Source organism: Paenibacillus sp. J31P190, from assembly GCF_059692075.1.
In genome coordinates, this window is the sequence record NZ_JCAUAS010000005.1 from 226,631 (window position 1) to 245,280 (window position 18,650).

An 18,650-nucleotide genomic window follows, 5' to 3' on the forward strand; every position below is an offset into this window, starting at 1 on the left:
TTGTGTATTCATTCCTTAGTTATGTTGACTCCAGCATAATAAGACTGAAGTATTTTCTTATAATCGTAACCTAATTCGGCATAGCCTCTTGCACCCCATTGAGACATGCCAAGTCCGTGTCCAAAGCCTGTTCCACGGAAAATGAACTGATTGCCTTGACCTGATGTTTGTGGATTAGGAGGAGTCACAGGGGTTACTTGCGAAGACGTCGGTTTCGACTGTCCCGCTGTGCCTAGAGCAGTTAAATCGGTTATCTTCAAGGCTGTAGGCAGTGATTGACCACCCGACAGCACATAGACCGAATCAGAGCCAGCGTTACTTGTCTCACTACTTCCTGCACCAGCAATCGTTAGGCCAATAGGATTTGGGGTATTACCAGTATAACTTCCTGCTTGTACAATTTCAAACCGGGTGCTGGGTAATCCTCCGAGTGCCGCACGTAATGCATCGGGATAAGGCACCTTCACCACAACTCCGTTCGCTTTAAGTTCGGTCACCCTCCCCGAAGGTCCTCGCTTCGATATTTCAAGTGATTGCAGATCTCCGCTTACAATTACATTTGCTGCCGCCAATTTACTTTTGATCTCATTACCTGTATAAGGACCTCTAATCCAAGAATAGGCATTCGACTCTTTTTCTTGGCCCAACACTAACACTTTCTCCTTATTGGAAAGCTGAGCGATCGAAGGATTAGCTGTATTATCTACATAAGGTGCTGTCCGGACATTTACACCTTGTTCCGTTGCCTCGTAGTAGGAAGCGCCCTCTTTACCCTTCTGACCACTGTCTTTGAGATACATGCTGTGTACGTAGCCCGTTCGACCATCGGTTAACTGAATGCGATACCATATTGCCTTCCCTTTTTCAGCACCATCATCCGGACTTGGTACACTACGCAAATAAGCTAATGGATTCCCCCACACTTCAGAGGGATCCGCAGTCATCCCGCCTGAATTCGAAGAAAACACAGGTGAAATCAGTCCATTTTTGTCTGATAATACTTCGTCTTTCGTCGCATCAACAGCTTGTATTCCCGCAGTAAATTCCTTTTGTATCCCAAAGTAAACCTGATCTAACGTTGTATCCGTAACTTGTGCTATCTCATACTTATTTCCCTGTTTGATTGCAAATGTACGGGCAGCTACAGCTTGTGCCTTCAACGCTTCTGTTGGCCAACCGGAACTAAGCTCAGAGCCTACGACAGCATATAAATATTGCTCCATCGGCACTTCATTCACCAAGGCTAACTTACCATGATACGTACTTATTTCCATGTCTCCGCGGTAACTGAGGTTAGCTCGCTCCTTGATTGCAATTCCCTGACTCTTCGGATGGATCACCGTCTTTTGATCACCGGCTGCCGCGGCATAATGAAGCACCGAAGCGGAGCCATTCGAGGAAGCCGTCACATCCGACCTGCGAAGTAAATAGGATGATTTCGTATTCGCGGGTAGTAAAGGCAAGTTGGGAACTGCGCGTAACGCCGCCTGTTTCACTGCTTCTAACTGTCCTGTAGTAGCTTCATTACCTACCCATACGCTATAGGTTAATTTACCTGCTGCATCTTCTTGCAGCGCAATATCTGCCTCGAGTCCCGCTTGGTTAAACAAAAGCAACTGCTGCAAAGCAGAAGCCTCATCAGCAAACGTACCCGCATTCCAATGCAGTGGACCTTTAAATACAGGAAGAGCCGATTTCGTTAACGCCAAAACCGTTGTATCTTTAAGCGCCTGCGCCGCAGCGCCCTCGGCTTCTTCCTTAGAGGGGAAGCTGCCGTAATAAACTTGGTACACCGTTCTGCCTTGTTTCACTCTACTTAACACATAGCTATCTTCGGGCATCGCAGCTAATTTAGCATATAAGGCTTTGGCTGCTATATAGTCCACTGTTTCGAGCATAATCACACTATATTGATCAATCGACAGTCGAATCGAAGCATCCGGAATCGACGCCCACGGCTTAGCAGCAGTAGCGGCTGAAGTACGTACAGCAATATCCAGTCCTCCAGATGCAGTAAGGGTAACTACAGGTTCTACTTTCTTATATTTGGTTGAATCTATCAAAAGTGCAACACGAATCTGATCCAAATGTTTGATCCCCTCAGCATTTGCATGGGGCACCAGCGCAGGACATGTTCCAAAGGTCAAAGCGGCCGTCGTTATCAAAGCTATTCTCTTAGGGGTAAGCAGCTTATTTCTCCAATTCATTCGACACAATTTCCTTTCTTTCGCAGCATTCTACTAAATTAGACTCTAGAAATTGGAAGAAGTTTTGGTAGATAGAATATTTACATAGGCAAAAAACATCATGCATTCATTGCTGCATCACGTGTAACATTGCAAAATTAACAATAATTTCTCTAGTAAATTGTTTGTTGAAGCTGCTAAAGAGCCCACCCCCCGATACCAGTGCTCTAAAAAGTTGATCTTTGAGTCAATTTCATAAACCAAACGATTTTATGCATTTAAACTCCTATGTGAAAAAATCCTTCATCTAAAGCCTTCTGAGAAAGGACTTCGATTGTTGCAGCATGTAAAACATTGCTATCGAATTTCCCCCACTCTCCTCCTCATGTTGCAAAACATACAACAATTTCCACTGTAGAAGACTAAATGGACAGGTGCGGCCTTAAACTGTTGTACTTAGTACAACAATCGCTGAGTAAAACCATGTAAAGCACCGAAATTGTTGCAGATTGTACAACATAGCTCTACATTGTGCTTGGGCTTCAGAGATTCCCCCTACACACTTCAACTTTGTAGAAACAATCATGACGTCTACGACGGCACCCCCAAGAAGAATGAAAATAATATGCTCCTCCGATGCAATGCATTTTATTTTCGTATAAAAGTACAAAAATCTTTCTTGTACAAGCAAAGCTCGACTAAAACAAAAAAACTTCTTGTACCGCTAAGCTCGACAGAAAAAACTACTTTCTAGCGCCGAACAACTTGACGGAAACAAAAAAATCTTTTGCCCGCCTTTCAGCAGCGGCAAAAGATCATGAATTACCGTTGTTCCGGCACCGGTAAACCTAGATGATGATAGGCCTGAGGCGTTACCATCCGGCCTCTAGGGGTACGCTGCAAGAATCCAATTTGCAGCAAGTAAGGCTCGTAGACGTCTTCGATCGTCTGACTCTCTTCGCCGATGGTTGCGGCAATCGTTTCGAGCCCTACTGGGCCGCCCTGGAAGCTCTGAATGATGGCGCGCAGCATCTTATGATCAATCTCATCAAGCCCAAGGTCATCGACCTGTAGGAGCTTGAGTGCCTCTCTGGCGATGTCCAGCGTGATAATGCCATCGCCCTTCACTTGCGCGAAGTCGCGCACCCGCTTCAGTAAGCGGTTCGCGATTCGCGGTGTTCCCCGCGAGCGCATGCCGATCTCGCGCGCAGCTTCACCGACGATGCCGACCTGTAGGATGTCGGCCGTTCGGCTGACGATGTAGGTGAGCTCCTCCACCGTATAAAACTCCAGCCGACTGACGACCCCGAAACGGTCGCGCAGCGGCGCAGAAAGCAATCCGACGCGTGTCGTCGCGCCGATCAAGGTAAACGCCGGCAAGTCTAGACGCACCGAGCGCGCGCTCGGCCCCTTGCCGATGATAATATCAAGGGCAAAGTCCTCCATCGCCGGATACAACACCTCTTCCACCGTACGGTGGAGGCGGTGAATTTCGTCGATGAAGAGCACATCGCCCTCCTGCAAATTCGTCAGGATGGCAGCTAAATCGCCCGGCCGCTCGATCGCAGGGCCGGATGTCGTTCTTATGTTCACGCCAAGTTCGTTGGCGATGATGTTGGACAGCGTCGTTTTGCCAAGCCCAGGCGGCCCATACAGCAGCACATGATCAAGCGCTTCCTTACGCATCTTGGCAGCTTCAATATAGATCTTGAGGTTCTCCTTCGCCTGCTTCTGGCCGATATATTCGGCCAAATAACGAGGACGTAGGCTGTACTCAATCGTGTTGTCCTCCATCATTAAATTAGCCGATATAATCCGGTCATTGTCCATGTTGATCCTCCTAAGAGTTTTGCTAAAGCAAAACTAACTTCGTAAGCATTCGCTGAGTTTTGCTCTAGCAAAACTAACTTCATAAGCACTGGCTAAGTCATGCCCAATCCTCTTCAACTACATCGTATACAAAGTTTGCAGCGCAAGCTTCATCAACACATCAACAGAATCCGACGGATTCGCTTTTGGTTTCACTTGCAACCATGCACGATCAGCTTCAGCTTCCGTGTAGCCAAGTGTCATCAACGCTTCCTTCGCTTCGCTCCAGGCATGACCGCCATCAGTCAGCTGCGCCGATCCGACCACACTTAAAGCTACCGCAGCTTCCGGACTTGAGAAGCTTACCGAACCCAATTTGTCCTTCAGATCCAATATAATCCGCTGAGCTGTCTTCTTTCCGATGCCAGGGAGTTTTGTCAAGAACGCTAGATTCTCCTGGCTAATTGCTAGAATCACAGCCTCTGGTCTTCCGCCTGCAGCAAGAATGCCCAGCGCAACCTTTGGTCCAATACCCGTTACATCAAGCAATAAACGAAACAAGGACTGCTCATCCCGTGAAATAAAGCCGAATAGCAAATGAGCATCTTCACGCACATGATAATGAATGAACATCGTGACAGCTTCATCTTCCTTATGCGGCAGCGCATAGGGATTCGGACAAAACACACGATAACCTACCCCATTTACATCCAGCACCGCATAGTCGCTCTCGCGTGCAGCAACTTTCCCTCTTAAGAAATCTATCATCTTTTCCTGACCTCATTTATCCTAGATTGCAAAGCAGAAGAATGGGCATGGCAAATAGCAATAGCAAGCGCATCGGCCACATCATCAGGCTTAGGCACTTGGGACAGTTTAAGTAATATTTTGACCATTTCCTGTACTTGGTGTTTCTCCGCTTTCCCGTAGCCAACAACGGATTGTTTAACTTGAAGCGGAGTATATTCAGCAATCGACAACCCAGCCTGAACACCCGCAAGAATCATAACACCCCGCGCTTGTCCTACTGTAAATGCCGTCGTTACATTCCGATTAAAGAACAATTTCTCTATCGACATCGCGTCCGGTTTATACTTCTCTATTAATTGCGTCGTAGCATCATAGACATCTTTCAGCCTGATCCCAGGGTCCGTATGTGCTTCGGTCTGAATTGAACCATACTGCACAGGAATGAGCTTACTCCCGATCTTATCAATAAAGCCAAAACCAACAATCGCGATCCCCGGATCAATACCCAGAATACGCACTGCAATTCTCTCCCATCTTTAAAAAAGCGAACATATGTAGTCATTTCATTATAGCAGATAACAAAAAAAAGAGATAGACTCAGGAATCTCCCGATCTACCTCTTCATCTTAGTACACCAGGTCTTGTCATTGCCCGTTCAGTCTCTTGGGGCGGCATGGCATAATCGCTGAAAGTTGATAATACGCTATTATACTCCTCCAAATCAGTGACTCGGATCCCTTCATGGAGCTGCTCCACCGTTTCGCGTGGAAGACTGCTTTCTAAATGCTTAATATTCAATTGAAAAAATGTTCGGATCACATTATCCTTGGCCGGCGTTCCATTAAATAGGGACAGATTGCTGCTGCCGTCGATGCCGAATACCGCCTTTTCCTTGCATTCCGGCGATAAATCATCGATATTTTCGGTAAAAGTGACCTCTCCACTCGCACCTATGCTCAGCAACCAACTAGGGTGCTTCATTTGCATTTCCAATAATTCTTGAGGGGTTTGCAGACCCAACTGACTTCGCTCTTCGCCACAAACATATTTCTTAAGCAAATAGCCCTCTCTGTTATCCGTTATACTTTTCAACATTGTTGTCGCTTCTTGAAGACGTTGATCGTCAACCGGTGTAAGACCAGCAAAGGTCGATCTAACCGCTCCAGGGCTATCACCAGCACTTAGACGGCTCCCAGTTGCATATAATATATAGCTAACCATAACCACGGTAAAGAACATTCCTAAAGTCAACCAACTTCTTTTCCAACGCAGCTTTCTTTTCAAGTGCCTCAAAAGTTGCAGTACATTCACCGATATCCCCTTCTATTCTCGTTTTTCCGTATTGTTTCCATTTGCATGAGGCACTATACATCATTTACCATAGAAGGAGAGTATGAAACCAATCAAGACGGACGGTGAAGCCCAATCATGAACGGTAGGAAACGAATCAAACGTACAACACTCCTAATTATAGGAGTTGTCCTGTTATGGGGGGCAGTCGCCATTTGGAATGAAGTACAAAAAATTGAAACAGGTGTAACCTCACCGCGTTCAACCTCAGCCTCATATCCATCTCCATCTCAGAAAAGTCACCAAACATCCATGAATTCGGTAACAAATGGATATAAAATGAGCTCTCACTAGCTTTATAATTTGACTGTAGCCACAGAAATGATATAGTCAGAAGTAGATGAAATATTCTCATACTTATCCAGGGAAACCGATATATATTTCAAAAGGCAAATGCTAAGCTTACGATATAAGTTTTCTTACGAAAACTATAAACGGAGAGACTTTGAGCTACGCTCAAAGATCCCAAAGCAGAGAGACTTTGAGCTACGCTCAAAGATCCCTATATTAGGAGGGGAACAGCATGAATGTGGCAGAACTTCAATTAATTCAATTATCCAGACGGGGCGACCGCAACGCTTTCGTGGAGCTAGTCGAGTTATACCGAAACAAAATACAGAAACTTGCATTTCGTATGCTGCATAACAGGCCTGATTCTGAGGACATTGTTCAGGAAACATTTATCCGTGTTTATTTGAACTTAAACCACTTTGATGAAAGTCAGAACTTCTCTACTTGGATTTATCGAATTGGTAAAAATGTCGCCATTGACTTGCTGCGTAAAAAAAGACCTGTTCAATCCTTAGATGCCGAGCTGAACGATTATGACGATGATTACAGCTATTACAGTAAGCTTGCAAGCCAAGATCAGTCGCCTGAGCATGTTGTTCTCCAAACAGAAGTTCAAGAGCATATGCATACATCCATTAATAAATTAGCTGACAAATATAAAAGTATCATTACGCTATATTATCTGGAAGAGCTCTCTCTTCAGGAAATAAGTGATAAACTGAACCTACCGATTACAACAGTGAAAACTCGTTTACACCGCGGACGTGAATTGCTTCGCAAAAAATGGGGCATGAATTTCGTTGTCGGTTTAATGACCTTTTTCACATTGGGTATGATCGCCTAATCCATAGCATAACGAAACTAAGAAGCCTCCTATTCCACAAATCCTGTGGTTTAGGAGGCTTCTTGTTCATTCTCAGAAGTTAATCCAAGGTGCATTTTGCTTGGCGTCCTGCTTTTCAGCAGCTCTCTGTTGACGTTTCAAGAAAGCATTGAGTGCTGCTGTACCTGACAATTTCACTTTTTTTGAAGAATTGCTGCTGCTTGACCTATTTGCCTTTTTATCATTACGGATGTCAATTTCAACAATTTCTTCTGTATCGGTTTCTTTCGCTAGCTCATGCGTGTGGACCTGTGGCATAATAGGCGACTCATAAGGAGCCTGATAATGAGCTCCAGCATAAGGAATCCCATAAGGAGCTTGCTGGTAATCATATGGATTATGTCCAGTATGTTGCATGCCATAAGGAGCCTGCTGGTAGTCAAACGGATTATGTGCTGTATGTTGCATGTCATAGGGAGAAGCTGGAGGATATAACCCAGGAACTGTTGGAAACCCATGCTGATAACCATCCCATGGACTTTCTACGGTTCCGGTTGGATAACCCGCCGGGAATGTCGTCCAAGGCTGTTCAATCATCGATTGGCCTCCGCAGCCACAGCCATCTTGACTCATTGGATAGGAGGTCGGCTCTGTATGATACGGAAATTGCTCATATGGTGACTGCTGATACGGTGAAAACTCCGGATATGTTGGCACCTCTTGTTGCTCGGAACCTGGATAGGCAAATACCTCAGTCGCTTTAATGTGAAACTGCTGGAAGGGATGGACCGCTTGCTGCTCGTAGGGTGCATGGAGACCTATAACCCCAGGCTCAGGCGCAGGAATGGCTGGCTCAGAAGACATCGGCGAAGGTACAAACGGTTGCTCAGCCAACGGCATCGATTCTACATACGGCGCAGGCGGCGCTTGGCTTATCGGCTCTTCTGCAATGGGCATAAATGGTTGCTGAAACGATTCTGCAACCTCCCATGGCTGAGCTGATGGGACTTGCGCAAATGGTTCTGTCGATGGTTTAGACGTCGATAACGGCTTAATTCCTACGTGCTCATGATGCATCTTGGGCACATAAACAATTTCACCTGTCATAAGTACATTGGGATTCTTCAGATGAGGATTTGCTTTAATCATATCTTGAAGGGGTACATCCCAAGCCTTACCAAGCTTCCATAAGCTATCACCCTGCTCCACAACGTGTTTATAAACGTAATCTGAAGCAGGCGGATCAACTGGCTTCGGTTTGGAAGGTATTTTCACCTTCATCCCGATGTCAAGATGATCCGGTTGTGCAATTTGCGGATTAAGTGCGATGACTTCGTCCAACGTGGTTTGATATTTTTTTGCAAGCTCGTACAGGGTATCGCCCTTTTTGACAATGTGGATTTTCAACACCATACCTCCTTAGAGTTTTCGTTAGAAAACTTACTTCGTAAGCATAAACTCGAGTTTCCTTAAAAAACTGCTTTGTAAGCATAATCTCGAGTTCTCGCAAGAAAACTTGCTTCGTAAGCATTCGCTTAGTCACAATGATATTACAGTTTATGCAGGTTCCTAGGCTTTTGCCCCTTTTGGACAAAAAAAATCCCTCGCGTGATGAACGCAAGGGAAGAAAGGTATTAACTCGTGTATGAATAACTCGGATAACAACCCAAAATTCGAACCTGACAACCAATCGCTTCAATTTCTTGAATGGCAGATGGCAGGAGAACGGAATCCAGGGAACCAGCAATATCGATATAGAAATAATAAGTACCAAGTTTCTTCTTCGTCGGCTTGGATTCAATCTTTGAAAGATTAATTCTGCGCCAAGCGAAGGCAGAGAGCACCTGATGCAGGGCACCTGGGTAATCTTCAGGCAGTGTGACAAGAATAGTTGTTTTCATGTCTTCCGAGGACTTTAGTTCTGATGCTTCGGTACCAACCAGCAAAAACCGGGTCATGTTGTCTTTATGATCCTGTATTTCTCTTTGCAGCATAGGAACACCATAGTTTGTAGATGCAATAGCCGTACCGATAGCAGCCACGGTATGGTCCTGCAGCATTGATACTATTCGTACTCCCTCTGCCGTGGAGCTTACTTGCTCAAACTCCGCCCCGCTCAAATACTGTTTCATAAATCTACTGCACTGTGCAGGAACGACCTGATGAGATAATACCTTACGAATATGTCCATATGGATTCGAAGCTTCCACTTGTCCGTCAGGATTCGGAAACCCTATGAGATTCATATCAATGGGAAAAACCCACTCCGCCCGAATGGGCAGATCAACCTCGTGAACGAGCCAGTCAACATGTAAATGAACGGATCCTTCAAGTGTGTTTTCAATGGGAATGACCCCTAAATCTGTTTCCCCTGACGCTGTCGCATTGAACACTTCAGAAATTAGCTTGTATGAAACGTAAGTAAAGTCTTCACCCAAAAAATGACGGGTGGCTTCTTCCGAAAAGGTACTCGGTCCTAAGATGGCAACCCGCTTCATGCAAGAACCTCCCCTTCAACGAAGGATAACAGATCCCCGTCACCTTCTTGCAGCAGAACTGCCGCCACACCTTCTCCGCTCGGCTTTAACCATAACGTCTGCGCTTCAATTCCTTCCTTAGCAAGCGTATCCTTCAGGAATGCCTCGAGCTCCTCTTTCTGGCCGCTTCGTGCATCCACTAACGCAAGCATCGTCGGTCCAGCTCCGCTGAGTGCAACCCCTAACGCACCATGGTTCTCCGCTTGCTCAAGCAGCGTCTTCATGCCCGGAATGAGCTCTGCACGGTAAGGCTGATGCAGCGCGTCCTTCATCGCATGACGGATCATCCCCAGGTTGCAGGTAGCTAGCGCGGCAACAAGCAAGGATGAATGGCTGAGGTTGAACACCGCATCCTTCATGGGTACTTGCTTCGGCATGACGCTTCTCGCCTTCTCTGTAGCAAGCTGGAACGCTGGTATCGCCACCAGCACTTCCAAATTAGCGTCCGGCTCTATTCGAATAGATTCGGCTTTCTCGCCGTCCCAGAACGCAACCACGATCCCGCCGAACAAGCTGGCCCCGACATTGTCCGGGTGCTTCTCCAGGCGGCTAGCGATTTGGAACAGCTCATATTGCGTGAGCTTGTTCCCGATTAGGGCATTGGCGCCGGCTAGCGCACCAACAATGGCTGACGCGCTGCTGCCTAGACCGCGTGTGAGTGGAATATCGCTGTACATGGCAATGTCCAGCTCAGGGTGAGAAACGTCTGCCTGTTCAAATACCATTTGCGCGACTTTATAAATTAAATTGGACTTGTCCGTTGGAATTCCGTTCATCTGATCGCCGATTAAATGAATCGTCGTTTCATCCGAAATCGCCATGTCAATCCAGGCATATAAGTTCAAGGCCATCCCCAGTGAGTCAAAGCCAGGACCTAAGTTTGCCGTGCTTGCCGGCACTTTCACTCTTACCTTTTTCACTGCCTTATAACTCATTTCGAAATTGCGCCTCTTTTCAATAATTTAGCCTTCTACGCGATAAACGCTTTTGATGGCGTGTATAACATCCATAGATTCGAATTGTTTCAGCACATTTTTCATACTGGCTTGGTTCGCATCATGTGTGATAATAATAATTTCAGCCTTCGGATTGGATTGGTTCGGGTGTTGGAACACAGACTCCAAACTAACTTCGTGCTGAGCAAAAATTTGCGTAATTTGTGCAAGTACACCCGCTTTATCTTCAACGTGCAGAAGAATAAAGTTTTTGGAAGCAATCTGTTCGTCCGTCTTCAGCTTCATTTCTTTGTAAGGCGCCAGCACCGTACGTCCATTCACGCCCAGCCTCAAATTGCGCACAACAGCAACCAAATCTGCTACGACAGATGTTGCCGTCGGCAGCTCGCCTGCTCCAGCACCGTAGAACATCGTTTCACCTACTGCTTCGCCTGTTACATATACAGCATTGAACACACCATTCACGGAAGCAAGCGGATGCGAGTTTTTCACCATGGTAGGTTGTACACTCACAGAGATATGACCATCATGATTTTCAGCAATTCCAAGCAGCTTCACTTCGTAGCCTAATTTTTTGCCGTATTGAATATCTTCTTTGGATACCTTCGAAATGCCTTTTACTTCAACATCGCTAAGAGCAACATTGGCATGGAAGCCAAGTGTCGATAAAATGGTCATTTTACGAGCGGCATCCAGCCCCTCAACATCAGATGTTGGATCTGCTTCTGCGTAGCCAAGATCCTGTGCTTCTTTCAAGACATCGGCATATGCAGCGCCTTCTTGACTCATTTTAGTCAAAATGTAATTGGTTGTACCGTTCACGATGCCCATAATCTTCGTAATACGGTCAGAGGAGAAGCCCTCTACGAGTGCACGAATGATCGGAATACCGCCGGCAACACTAGCTTCATAAAATACATCGCAGCCGTGTTCAGCTGCTTTTGCCAAGATTTCAGCGCCATGCATGGCCATAAGATCCTTATTCGCTGTCACGATGTGCTTGCCATTGCCTAGCGCAGTTAAAATATGCTCTTTGGTTGCTGCAACTCCGCCCATAACTTCAACGACAACATCAATCTCACTATCACTAATAACGTCCCATACTTGTTCTGTCAGTTTATTTGCATCCACGGAAATGTTGCGAAGCTTTGATTTATCTTGTACTAAAATTTTTGAGATTTCAATGGACGAGCCTGTTTGACGCTGCAAATCCTCTTGATGTCCTTCGATAATGCGGACTACACCTGTTCCTACTGTACCTAATCCGAGCAAACCAACCTTGATGGGTTTCATGTATGTTACCTCCTGAATATTTTTTCTATCTTAACTGCCTTGACCGATGACCATGGCACGCTTGACCCCTTCTTGCGCTTGAAGTCGATTAAGCATTTGACGAATCTCTTCCCCCATCGAGGAAGTCTCTACCGAAATGACGACATTCGCCATTCCTTGCAGAGGAATTGTTTGATGTATCGTTAATACATTCCCATCCAAATTAGCAATGAGAGCCAGTACACGAGACAGAATCCCGGACCGATGCTCTAAATCCATGGATATTGTGATGATGCGCTCTCGTTCCAGTTTGCTGAGAGGGTGAATACCATCCTTATACTTATAGAAAGCGCTGCGGCTGAGTCCGACTTGTTCAACGGCATCGTGGATCGTTTTCACTTCACCCCGTGCAAGCAGCTCCTTAGCCTGAGCTGTCTTGAGTACTCCTTCTGGCAAAATATCTTCCCGGACTAAGTAGTACCTCTCAGGACCGGTGTGCTTGATCGTTTGTAAAAAATCTTTGCTTTCCGGCACTTCACCACCGTCCTCTCTGGAAAGACCAATGTTCCTCTATAGAGGACATTATATCGAATCATACGGATTGAAGCAATAGGCAATTCACATCTTAATATTTCATCTTTTGCAGCAACTTACTTCACTATGATAAGCTGATAGTACTAGATTAGAAAGGGATTGCCTCCATGATTACATTACGCATGATGTCTACGGCTCTCCTCTGGAACAGCCAGAACGAATTACTAATGATGAAACGCTCCTTAACGCGTTCGCTGTCGCCAGGTTTATGGGCTGCTATTGGCGGTCACCTGGAGCCGAGTGAATTGAATAATCCGCGGGCAGCCTGCTTGCGCGAAGTATGGGAGGAGACTGGCATTGAGCATGATGAAATCCAAGGGCTGCGCATGCAGTATGTTTTACTTCGATTAAATGGACAAGAAGTTCGCCAGCAATTTTTCTATATCGGAACGACTGATGTGAACCCGCGGATCGTCACACCCGAAGGGGATCTACATTGGATTCCTAAAGAACAGGTGCTGGAGCGCCCAATCCCTTTTATTTTTCGTTGCTTGCTTGAACATTATTTCAGCGTAGGCCTTACTGAGCACCCTTGGGTAGGCTCAGCAGGAATTCAACTGGACACAGGTGAACCTACTATTCACTGGAACCCATTAGTAGACCCCCTGCAGACTTAATAAGAATAGCAAAAAAGGCAGACATCGATTGCTCGAGTTCTGCCTTTTTGAACTGCTAATTATAACGCGCTGCCTCCGAATAAGAAACGATACTCCCAGTGGCGATTTTCGATAGAATCAATCCGAACACCACCGCTGTCATTGGAGTATGTCGACAAAATTTGTCCATTTCCTAAGTAAATTGCCACGTGCGTAATGGTCTGAGTAGACTTATTAATACCGCTGTAATTCGATTTGCTTGTCCCCTTGTAAGACATGAAGAACATGAGATCGCCAGCTTTCAGATCGTGCCAATTTGTTTTGGCATGCCCGAGAGATTTCACATAACTCCCCTGGCCTCTAGAGTCACTTGGCAGCTTCTTTCCAATACCATCCAAGAAAGCTTGTCGGACAAAGTCAGAGCAATCAAACGTTCTTGTATTATCGCGACTTGATCCATATTCATAGGGCGTGCCTAGATACTTTTTCCCCGCAGCAATAATTTTTTGAACATTTGCACTTGTTGAAGCTCCAGAACCGCTGCCGGAACCGCCATTCGTGTTGGAATCTCCAGGCGATGTAACACCCGTTGCTTTTATGTATTTGGCGCTTGTGCTTATGTAACCCTCACGGCCATCAGAAGCTCTCACTTTGTACCACCAACTGTTCACTTTGGACAGGATAGTAACTTTCTCGCCCTCCTTCAAGTAACGGATACGCGTAGAATTCTCATCTGCACTTTGACGAAAACTGACACTGTTAATAATTTGGCCTGTCGATGCAGCCGAAACTTCTTTAGGTAAAGGAATTGTCACAGCGCCAAAGATAAGGGCTGGAGCAAGTACGAGGGTCAGTAGTTGTTTTTTCATGATGTTGGCCTCCTAGCATTTTATGTTGCAGAACGAGCATCATTCGCATCTTCTTCCATTTCGCCAGACTACCTACCTTCGAAAGTAGTTGTCCTTCATATTTATTCGTAATATAGGCCTCCTTTTTGGGGGGTAAGATCACAATTAATAGGAAACATACCTCTAATTCCTCTGGTAGATGGAAACAAAAAAAGCCTTCCTTTAGCTGATACATTACAGCATCTAGGAAAACCTTTATCCAATTTTGGCGGAGGAATCATGGATTTTCGGATGATCTTGAAGCATAAAGTGATGACTCTGATCCACCCAACGCTGCATAACTTTGTGGGCTTCTTTCCTTTGCAGCAGCGATTCCGCCAGTTGAAAACCTTCTTCATAACTCCCAACTTTATCAAACCACGTCAACCGAAGTCCCGCATTAAAAATGACATGATCACGTTCCCGCTTCAATTCCTCTGAATCTTCTCCAGCAATAATGCGCCGCACCATGGCAACCTGATCATCTTTACTTAAAGGCAGCAGGGGCTCACTTAGAAAGCCAAATTTCTGCGGTTCAACCACTCGCGACTCATCTCCCCAAGGGGTCACGATCCTTATTGTACTGTTCTGGTAGATCGGCAAATCCTCGGATCCTTCTATCCCATTGACAATATATACATTTTGAAAGCCAGATCGGATAGATATGGGAATCAGAGATTCCATTGCTTTTCGCTGATTGACTCCTATAATCATATTCATTGAACGTACGGGATTTATAACTTTCTCAACGGTATTCATCACAGTTCGCAATCCTAACTGCTCGCGAACCTGTTTCAGCTTCCCAAGCGGTGGACAAAGCTGTTCTGTATGAAGAAATCCAATATGCAGGTGAAACAACATCGTTTCCCATGCTTTCACTGATAAATCTATCGCAACGCCGAAGCTTTCTAATAGTTCTTTCATTGCGGTTCCCTGTCTCGGCGGAAGTGAATCACCTCCATGCAGTACCTGGGAGAAACCCACTGAAGCAAGCAGGAGGCTAACTGGCAGTGTAATGGGAAAATATTGCCGGCCTTCCGTTGGTCCCGCACAATTGAGTGAATCCGCAAAAGTATGGTAATTCAAAGAATAGCTGCGGAAAACATCAATGAATGCCATCAACTCTTCGTCAGCTTCCCCTTTCATACACAGGGCCATTAGGAAAGCTGCGCATTGAGCTTCTGTCGAATCTCCTCTGGCCATCTCATGTGCGGCTTCTACAGCTTCTTCATAAGATAAATCACGTGATCCTTGCATACCAGTTCCCATCGCTTGAATCCATCTTTTCATCAAAATTCCTCCTTCCTCATATCGTTGCACTTCATAGGTATACTTCATAGATTCACTTCATAGATTCACTTCATAGATTCACTTCATGGATTAACTTCATAGATACACTTCATACAATGTTATATTTATTTACATTTAGTTATGTTAATTAATAAAATCGTAATCTTTTTCTTGATTTGTGTCAAGTTTTATGACATATATCCGCATTTTAACATTAAATGAACGGTTTACGCCGCCCTCGAGTGATAGTATTTATAAAATTTGATGCAAAGTAAGCTACAACGCGCGAGACGTATATGCTTTAGCATTAACTTGCTTGTACAGGTGTCGTTGCACTTTGTACATGAGCAAGATAATCCGCGTTAGCCCCAATAATCGCTTTCTCATCCGTCTAATGTTGTACTCTGGAGATTGTCGATCCATGCATGATGCCAGCTAACCACTGATAGGCATGACTCCAAAATTTGATTCTAAAGTCTTTTAGCAGCTTAGTGAGGGTAGATCCGACTATTCTAGATGCGCCAATGTTGTATTATTGAGACCATCGATTCATTCATCTAATCTTGCTCTGCATGGAGGTGTCTTAGATCATGTTCAATCGTCAACTAGGCTCAATTGAGGTTGCTAGATGAATGAATTCATGCTCGCGGTTGAATGATGTTGTACAAACTGCAACAATTACTACCTAAATCTCGCCTTTTTCCATTAGTTGTTGCATCATGTACAACAATTTGGTCCTATACAAGCCATTTCGCAACAGATGGGCTAAAAATGTTGTACCAACTGCAACTTCAAGTTGCTAAATAGCCTTTGGGCTTGCAAATTGTTGTATAAAATACAACATTGGCAGCCACTATAGCCCATTTCACATATCTAATTCCCATTTCTCCCACAAACCAGAAAACAGAAATCAAAATACTGAATAACCAAACACAGAAAACCATAGTTATTTACCGAAACATTACTTAATCTCATCAGCTCAGCAAAATCCATAGCTTACCAAGCTAAATAAGGAGCAAGCCACGCCCCCTAACCCCCAAAAATTAACTCCTTAAACGCAAAAAAACACTCATCCTTAGGATAAGTGTTTCTATCGTTTTAATGCTTCTCATCAAATTCGAAGTCAAAATCACCAATTTGGATCGTCTGCCCATGGACAGCTCCACGTTTACGCAATTCATCATCGATCCCGATATTACGCAAAATACGAGCAAAACGAGCGACGCCGTCCTGTGTACTGAAGTTTGTTCGTTTGATCAATTTCTCAATCGACGGACTTTCAACAATGAATACATCGTTCTCACGACGAATCGTGTAATCATTCTCTTCGCGTTTCTCGAAGCGATACACTTTACGCTCTTCTTTATCAGCTACACCCTCTACTTCAGGAGCATTCGGGATACTTTCTACAATGTCTGAGATCTTGTAGAGTAGCTCCTGCACACCGCCTCGTGTCAAAGCAGAGATCGGATAAACCTCAACCTCTTTGCCATCTGCGGCCATCTGCTCCTTGAATAAAGCCAGATTGTCCTCTGATTCCGGCATGTCCATCTTATTGGCAACAACAATTTGCGGACGCTGTTCCAGCTTAGCATTATAGAGCTTAATTTCCTCATTAATCTTGAGGAAATCTTCATAAGGATCGCGGCCGTCTGCAGCAGACATGTCCACGACATGCACAATCACTCGCGTCCGTTCTACGTGACGCAAGAACTCATGACCGAGTCCCACGCCCTCGTGTGCCCCTTCAATAAGACCGGGAAGGTCCGCCATGACGAAGCTGCGTCCATCACCAACATCCACAACCCCGAGGTTCGGGGTAAGGGTTGTAAAGTGATACGCCGCAATTTTCGGCTTCGCGGCAGAGACAACCGACAATAACGTGGATTTCCCAACGCTTGGGAAGCCTACTAAGCCGACGTCGGCCATGACCTTCATCTCCAGCACAACCCAACGCTCCACGCCCTCTTCGCCGTTCTCAGCAATTTCTGGCGCAGTTACGCGTGCTGTTGCGAAGCGTGTGTTGCCTCGGCCGCCTCGACCGCCTTTGGCCACAACAACCTCTTGTCCATGACGCGTCAAGTCGGCGATAACCTCCCCAGTGTCATCATCGATGATGGTTGTCCCCGGCGGGATGCGTACAACCATATCCTCTGCGTTAGCACCATGCATCGACTTGTTGCGGCCCTTCTCGCCGCGCTCCGCTTTAAAGTGCTTCTGATAGCGGAAATCCATCAATGTCCGCAGACCCTCGTCTACACGGAATACAACGTCGCCGCCATTTCCTCCGTCGCCGCCTGCAGGTCCGCCCTCTGGTACATATTTCTCACGGCGGAAAGCAACTAAACCGTCCCCACCGTCCCCACCTTTAACAAATATCTTCGCTTTATCAACAAACATTTCTACACCTCAACTAAGGAGAGACTTTGGTCTTGGACCAAAGATCCCTTTATTATGTAAGAAACGGTAACCGCAATGTGATGACCGCTTCTTCCTCTTGCCATTCACTCTGCTCCAGCGAAAAAGAATTCACTTTCGAAAGCAGGGTTTCCTTCACAGCTTTTTCAAGTTGCTCCCGATTATAGGGGCCTTGATATACAAAATCAAGCAGTAAGCCATCTTCTTGAACATCAAATTCCAAGCTGAGTGTACCGCTTTCACCGTCACTTGCCGCAGCATGCTCCTGAACGCATTCCACGGTTAGACGTACCAATCTTTCGATAAGGCCGTCATGCAGAGGAAGTTGTCCAAGATTGATTTCTTGATCTAATTCAACTTCCAGCTCTAATGACTTCGACTGGACGCGAAACAGCAGCAAGAAAGCAATTAACGATGGAACACCTAACTTGGAGAGATTACTTTCCTGCTGCATAGTCATTTTTATTTTTTCCATATAAGGCTGTAAATTATCAAACTTCTTTAACTGAATATAACCAAACAAAATTTGGGTATCGTTCATCCAATCGTGACGTAAGCGATTTATGACCTGAATTAACTTCTGTTGAGACTGTTGTTCCTGTTGGCGGAGCTCTTGGCTCCTCTTTTCTTCCAATCTGCTCGCTTCCAACTTGAAGGCGGTATAACCGCAAAAGACTACGATCAGTAGTAATGCGCCCCTGACAATCCAGGGTTCCACAAACATCATCCCCGTCAAACCTATAAGCACTAGTGCCAATAAATAAACTTGCGCGCTGCCTGCTTGCTTCATTCCCCGTTCGCTCCGTTCTCCCTGCTTTGTAGCCGTTCATCCAGTATATCATGATTTACTAGCAAACTTCACCAAACAAATGAGAAAACCTCTGCCCTCGG

General features: G+C 45.5%; 16 protein-coding genes. 2 read left to right on the plus strand and 14 right to left on the minus strand.

The window, feature by feature from the left end; genetic code table 11:
- Positions 1-8 precede the first annotated feature (8 nt).
- The 5 genes from AC58U0_RS12620 to AC58U0_RS12640 all read right to left on the minus strand — a co-directional run bounded on the left by AC58U0_RS12620 (position 9) and on the right by AC58U0_RS12640 (position 6,056).
- A complete protein-coding gene (locus AC58U0_RS12620; protein WP_497379361.1) occupies positions 9-2,207 on the minus strand; it encodes a SpoIID/LytB domain-containing protein in 2,199 nt (732 codons plus the stop codon).
- Positions 2,208-3,008: 801 nt separating this feature from the next.
- A complete protein-coding gene (gene ruvB / locus AC58U0_RS12625; protein WP_060648577.1) occupies positions 3,009-4,016 on the minus strand; it encodes a Holliday junction branch migration DNA helicase RuvB in 1,008 nt (335 codons plus the stop codon).
- A gap of 117 nt (positions 4,017-4,133) precedes the next feature.
- Positions 4,134-4,763 carry a Holliday junction branch migration protein RuvA gene (gene ruvA, locus AC58U0_RS12630; protein ID WP_497379362.1) on the minus strand — a complete coding sequence of 210 codons (630 nt, stop codon included), beginning with the start codon at positions 4,761-4,763 and terminating at the stop codon, positions 4,134-4,136.
- A complete protein-coding gene (ruvC, locus tag AC58U0_RS12635) occupies positions 4,760-5,263 on the minus strand; it encodes a crossover junction endodeoxyribonuclease RuvC (protein ID WP_057306137.1) in 504 nt (167 codons plus the stop codon). The genes ruvA and ruvC overlap by 4 nt, the downstream gene beginning before the upstream one ends.
- A 103-nt stretch (positions 5,264-5,366) precedes the next feature.
- On the minus strand, positions 5,367-6,056 hold the full coding sequence (locus AC58U0_RS12640) for a BofC C-terminal domain-containing protein (RefSeq protein ID WP_497379363.1): 690 nt from the start codon (positions 6,054-6,056) through the stop codon (positions 5,367-5,369).
- Between the two features lie 562 nt (positions 6,057-6,618).
- On the opposite strand from AC58U0_RS12640, the gene sigW reads away from it, so the two are divergent.
- Positions 6,619-7,230, plus strand: a complete 612-nt coding sequence (sigW, locus tag AC58U0_RS12645; protein WP_497379364.1) for an RNA polymerase sigma factor SigW — start codon at positions 6,619-6,621, stop codon at positions 7,228-7,230.
- A gap of 72 nt (positions 7,231-7,302) precedes the next feature.
- Here sigW and AC58U0_RS12650 read toward each other — a convergent pair whose 3' ends face one another.
- From AC58U0_RS12650 to AC58U0_RS12670, 5 genes are all read right to left on the minus strand, one after another.
- Positions 7,303-8,616 carry a LysM peptidoglycan-binding domain-containing protein gene (locus AC58U0_RS12650; protein ID WP_497379365.1) on the minus strand — a complete coding sequence of 438 codons (1,314 nt, stop codon included), beginning with the start codon at positions 8,614-8,616 and terminating at the stop codon, positions 7,303-7,305.
- A 227-nt stretch (positions 8,617-8,843) separates the two neighbouring features.
- Entirely contained in the window at positions 8,844-9,707 is an 864-nt protein-coding gene (pheA, locus tag AC58U0_RS12655) for a prephenate dehydratase (RefSeq protein ID WP_497379366.1), read from the minus strand.
- Positions 9,704-10,681, minus strand: coding sequence for a homoserine kinase (gene thrB, locus AC58U0_RS12660; RefSeq protein WP_497379367.1), 978 nt, complete (start codon positions 10,679-10,681; stop codon positions 9,704-9,706). Before thrB ends, pheA begins: the two co-directional genes overlap by 4 nt.
- 27 nt (positions 10,682-10,708) lie before the next feature.
- Positions 10,709-11,995 carry a homoserine dehydrogenase gene (locus AC58U0_RS12665; protein WP_497379368.1) on the minus strand — a complete coding sequence of 429 codons (1,287 nt, stop codon included), beginning with the start codon at positions 11,993-11,995 and terminating at the stop codon, positions 10,709-10,711.
- Positions 11,996-12,025: 30 nt separating this feature from the next.
- On the minus strand, positions 12,026-12,508 hold the full coding sequence (locus AC58U0_RS12670; RefSeq protein ID WP_082562464.1) for an ACT domain-containing protein: 483 nt from the start codon (positions 12,506-12,508) through the stop codon (positions 12,026-12,028).
- Between the two features lie 167 nt (positions 12,509-12,675).
- On the opposite strand from AC58U0_RS12670, the gene AC58U0_RS12675 reads away from it, so the two are divergent.
- Entirely contained in the window at positions 12,676-13,185 is a 510-nt protein-coding gene (locus AC58U0_RS12675; protein ID WP_057306144.1) for an NUDIX domain-containing protein, read from the plus strand.
- Between the two features lie 59 nt (positions 13,186-13,244).
- Here the strand turns inward: AC58U0_RS12675 and AC58U0_RS12680 are convergent, their stop codons facing one another.
- From AC58U0_RS12680 to AC58U0_RS12695, 4 genes are all read right to left on the minus strand, one after another.
- On the minus strand, positions 13,245-14,033 hold the full coding sequence (locus AC58U0_RS12680; RefSeq protein WP_497379369.1) for a C40 family peptidase: 789 nt from the start codon (positions 14,031-14,033) through the stop codon (positions 13,245-13,247).
- 234 nt (positions 14,034-14,267) lie between these two features.
- The gene (locus AC58U0_RS12685) at positions 14,268-15,341 is read right to left on the minus strand and encodes an anthranilate phosphoribosyltransferase (protein WP_497379370.1); all 1,074 of its coding nucleotides are present in this window, start codon (positions 15,339-15,341) and stop codon (positions 14,268-14,270) included.
- Between the two features lie 1,098 nt (positions 15,342-16,439).
- A complete protein-coding gene (obgE, locus tag AC58U0_RS12690; protein WP_497379371.1) occupies positions 16,440-17,741 on the minus strand; it encodes a GTPase ObgE in 1,302 nt (433 codons plus the stop codon).
- A 52-nt stretch (positions 17,742-17,793) separates the two neighbouring features.
- Positions 17,794-18,549 carry a Spo0B domain-containing protein gene (locus tag AC58U0_RS12695; protein WP_497379372.1) on the minus strand — a complete coding sequence of 252 codons (756 nt, stop codon included), beginning with the start codon at positions 18,547-18,549 and terminating at the stop codon, positions 17,794-17,796.
- Positions 18,550-18,650 lie beyond the last annotated feature (101 nt).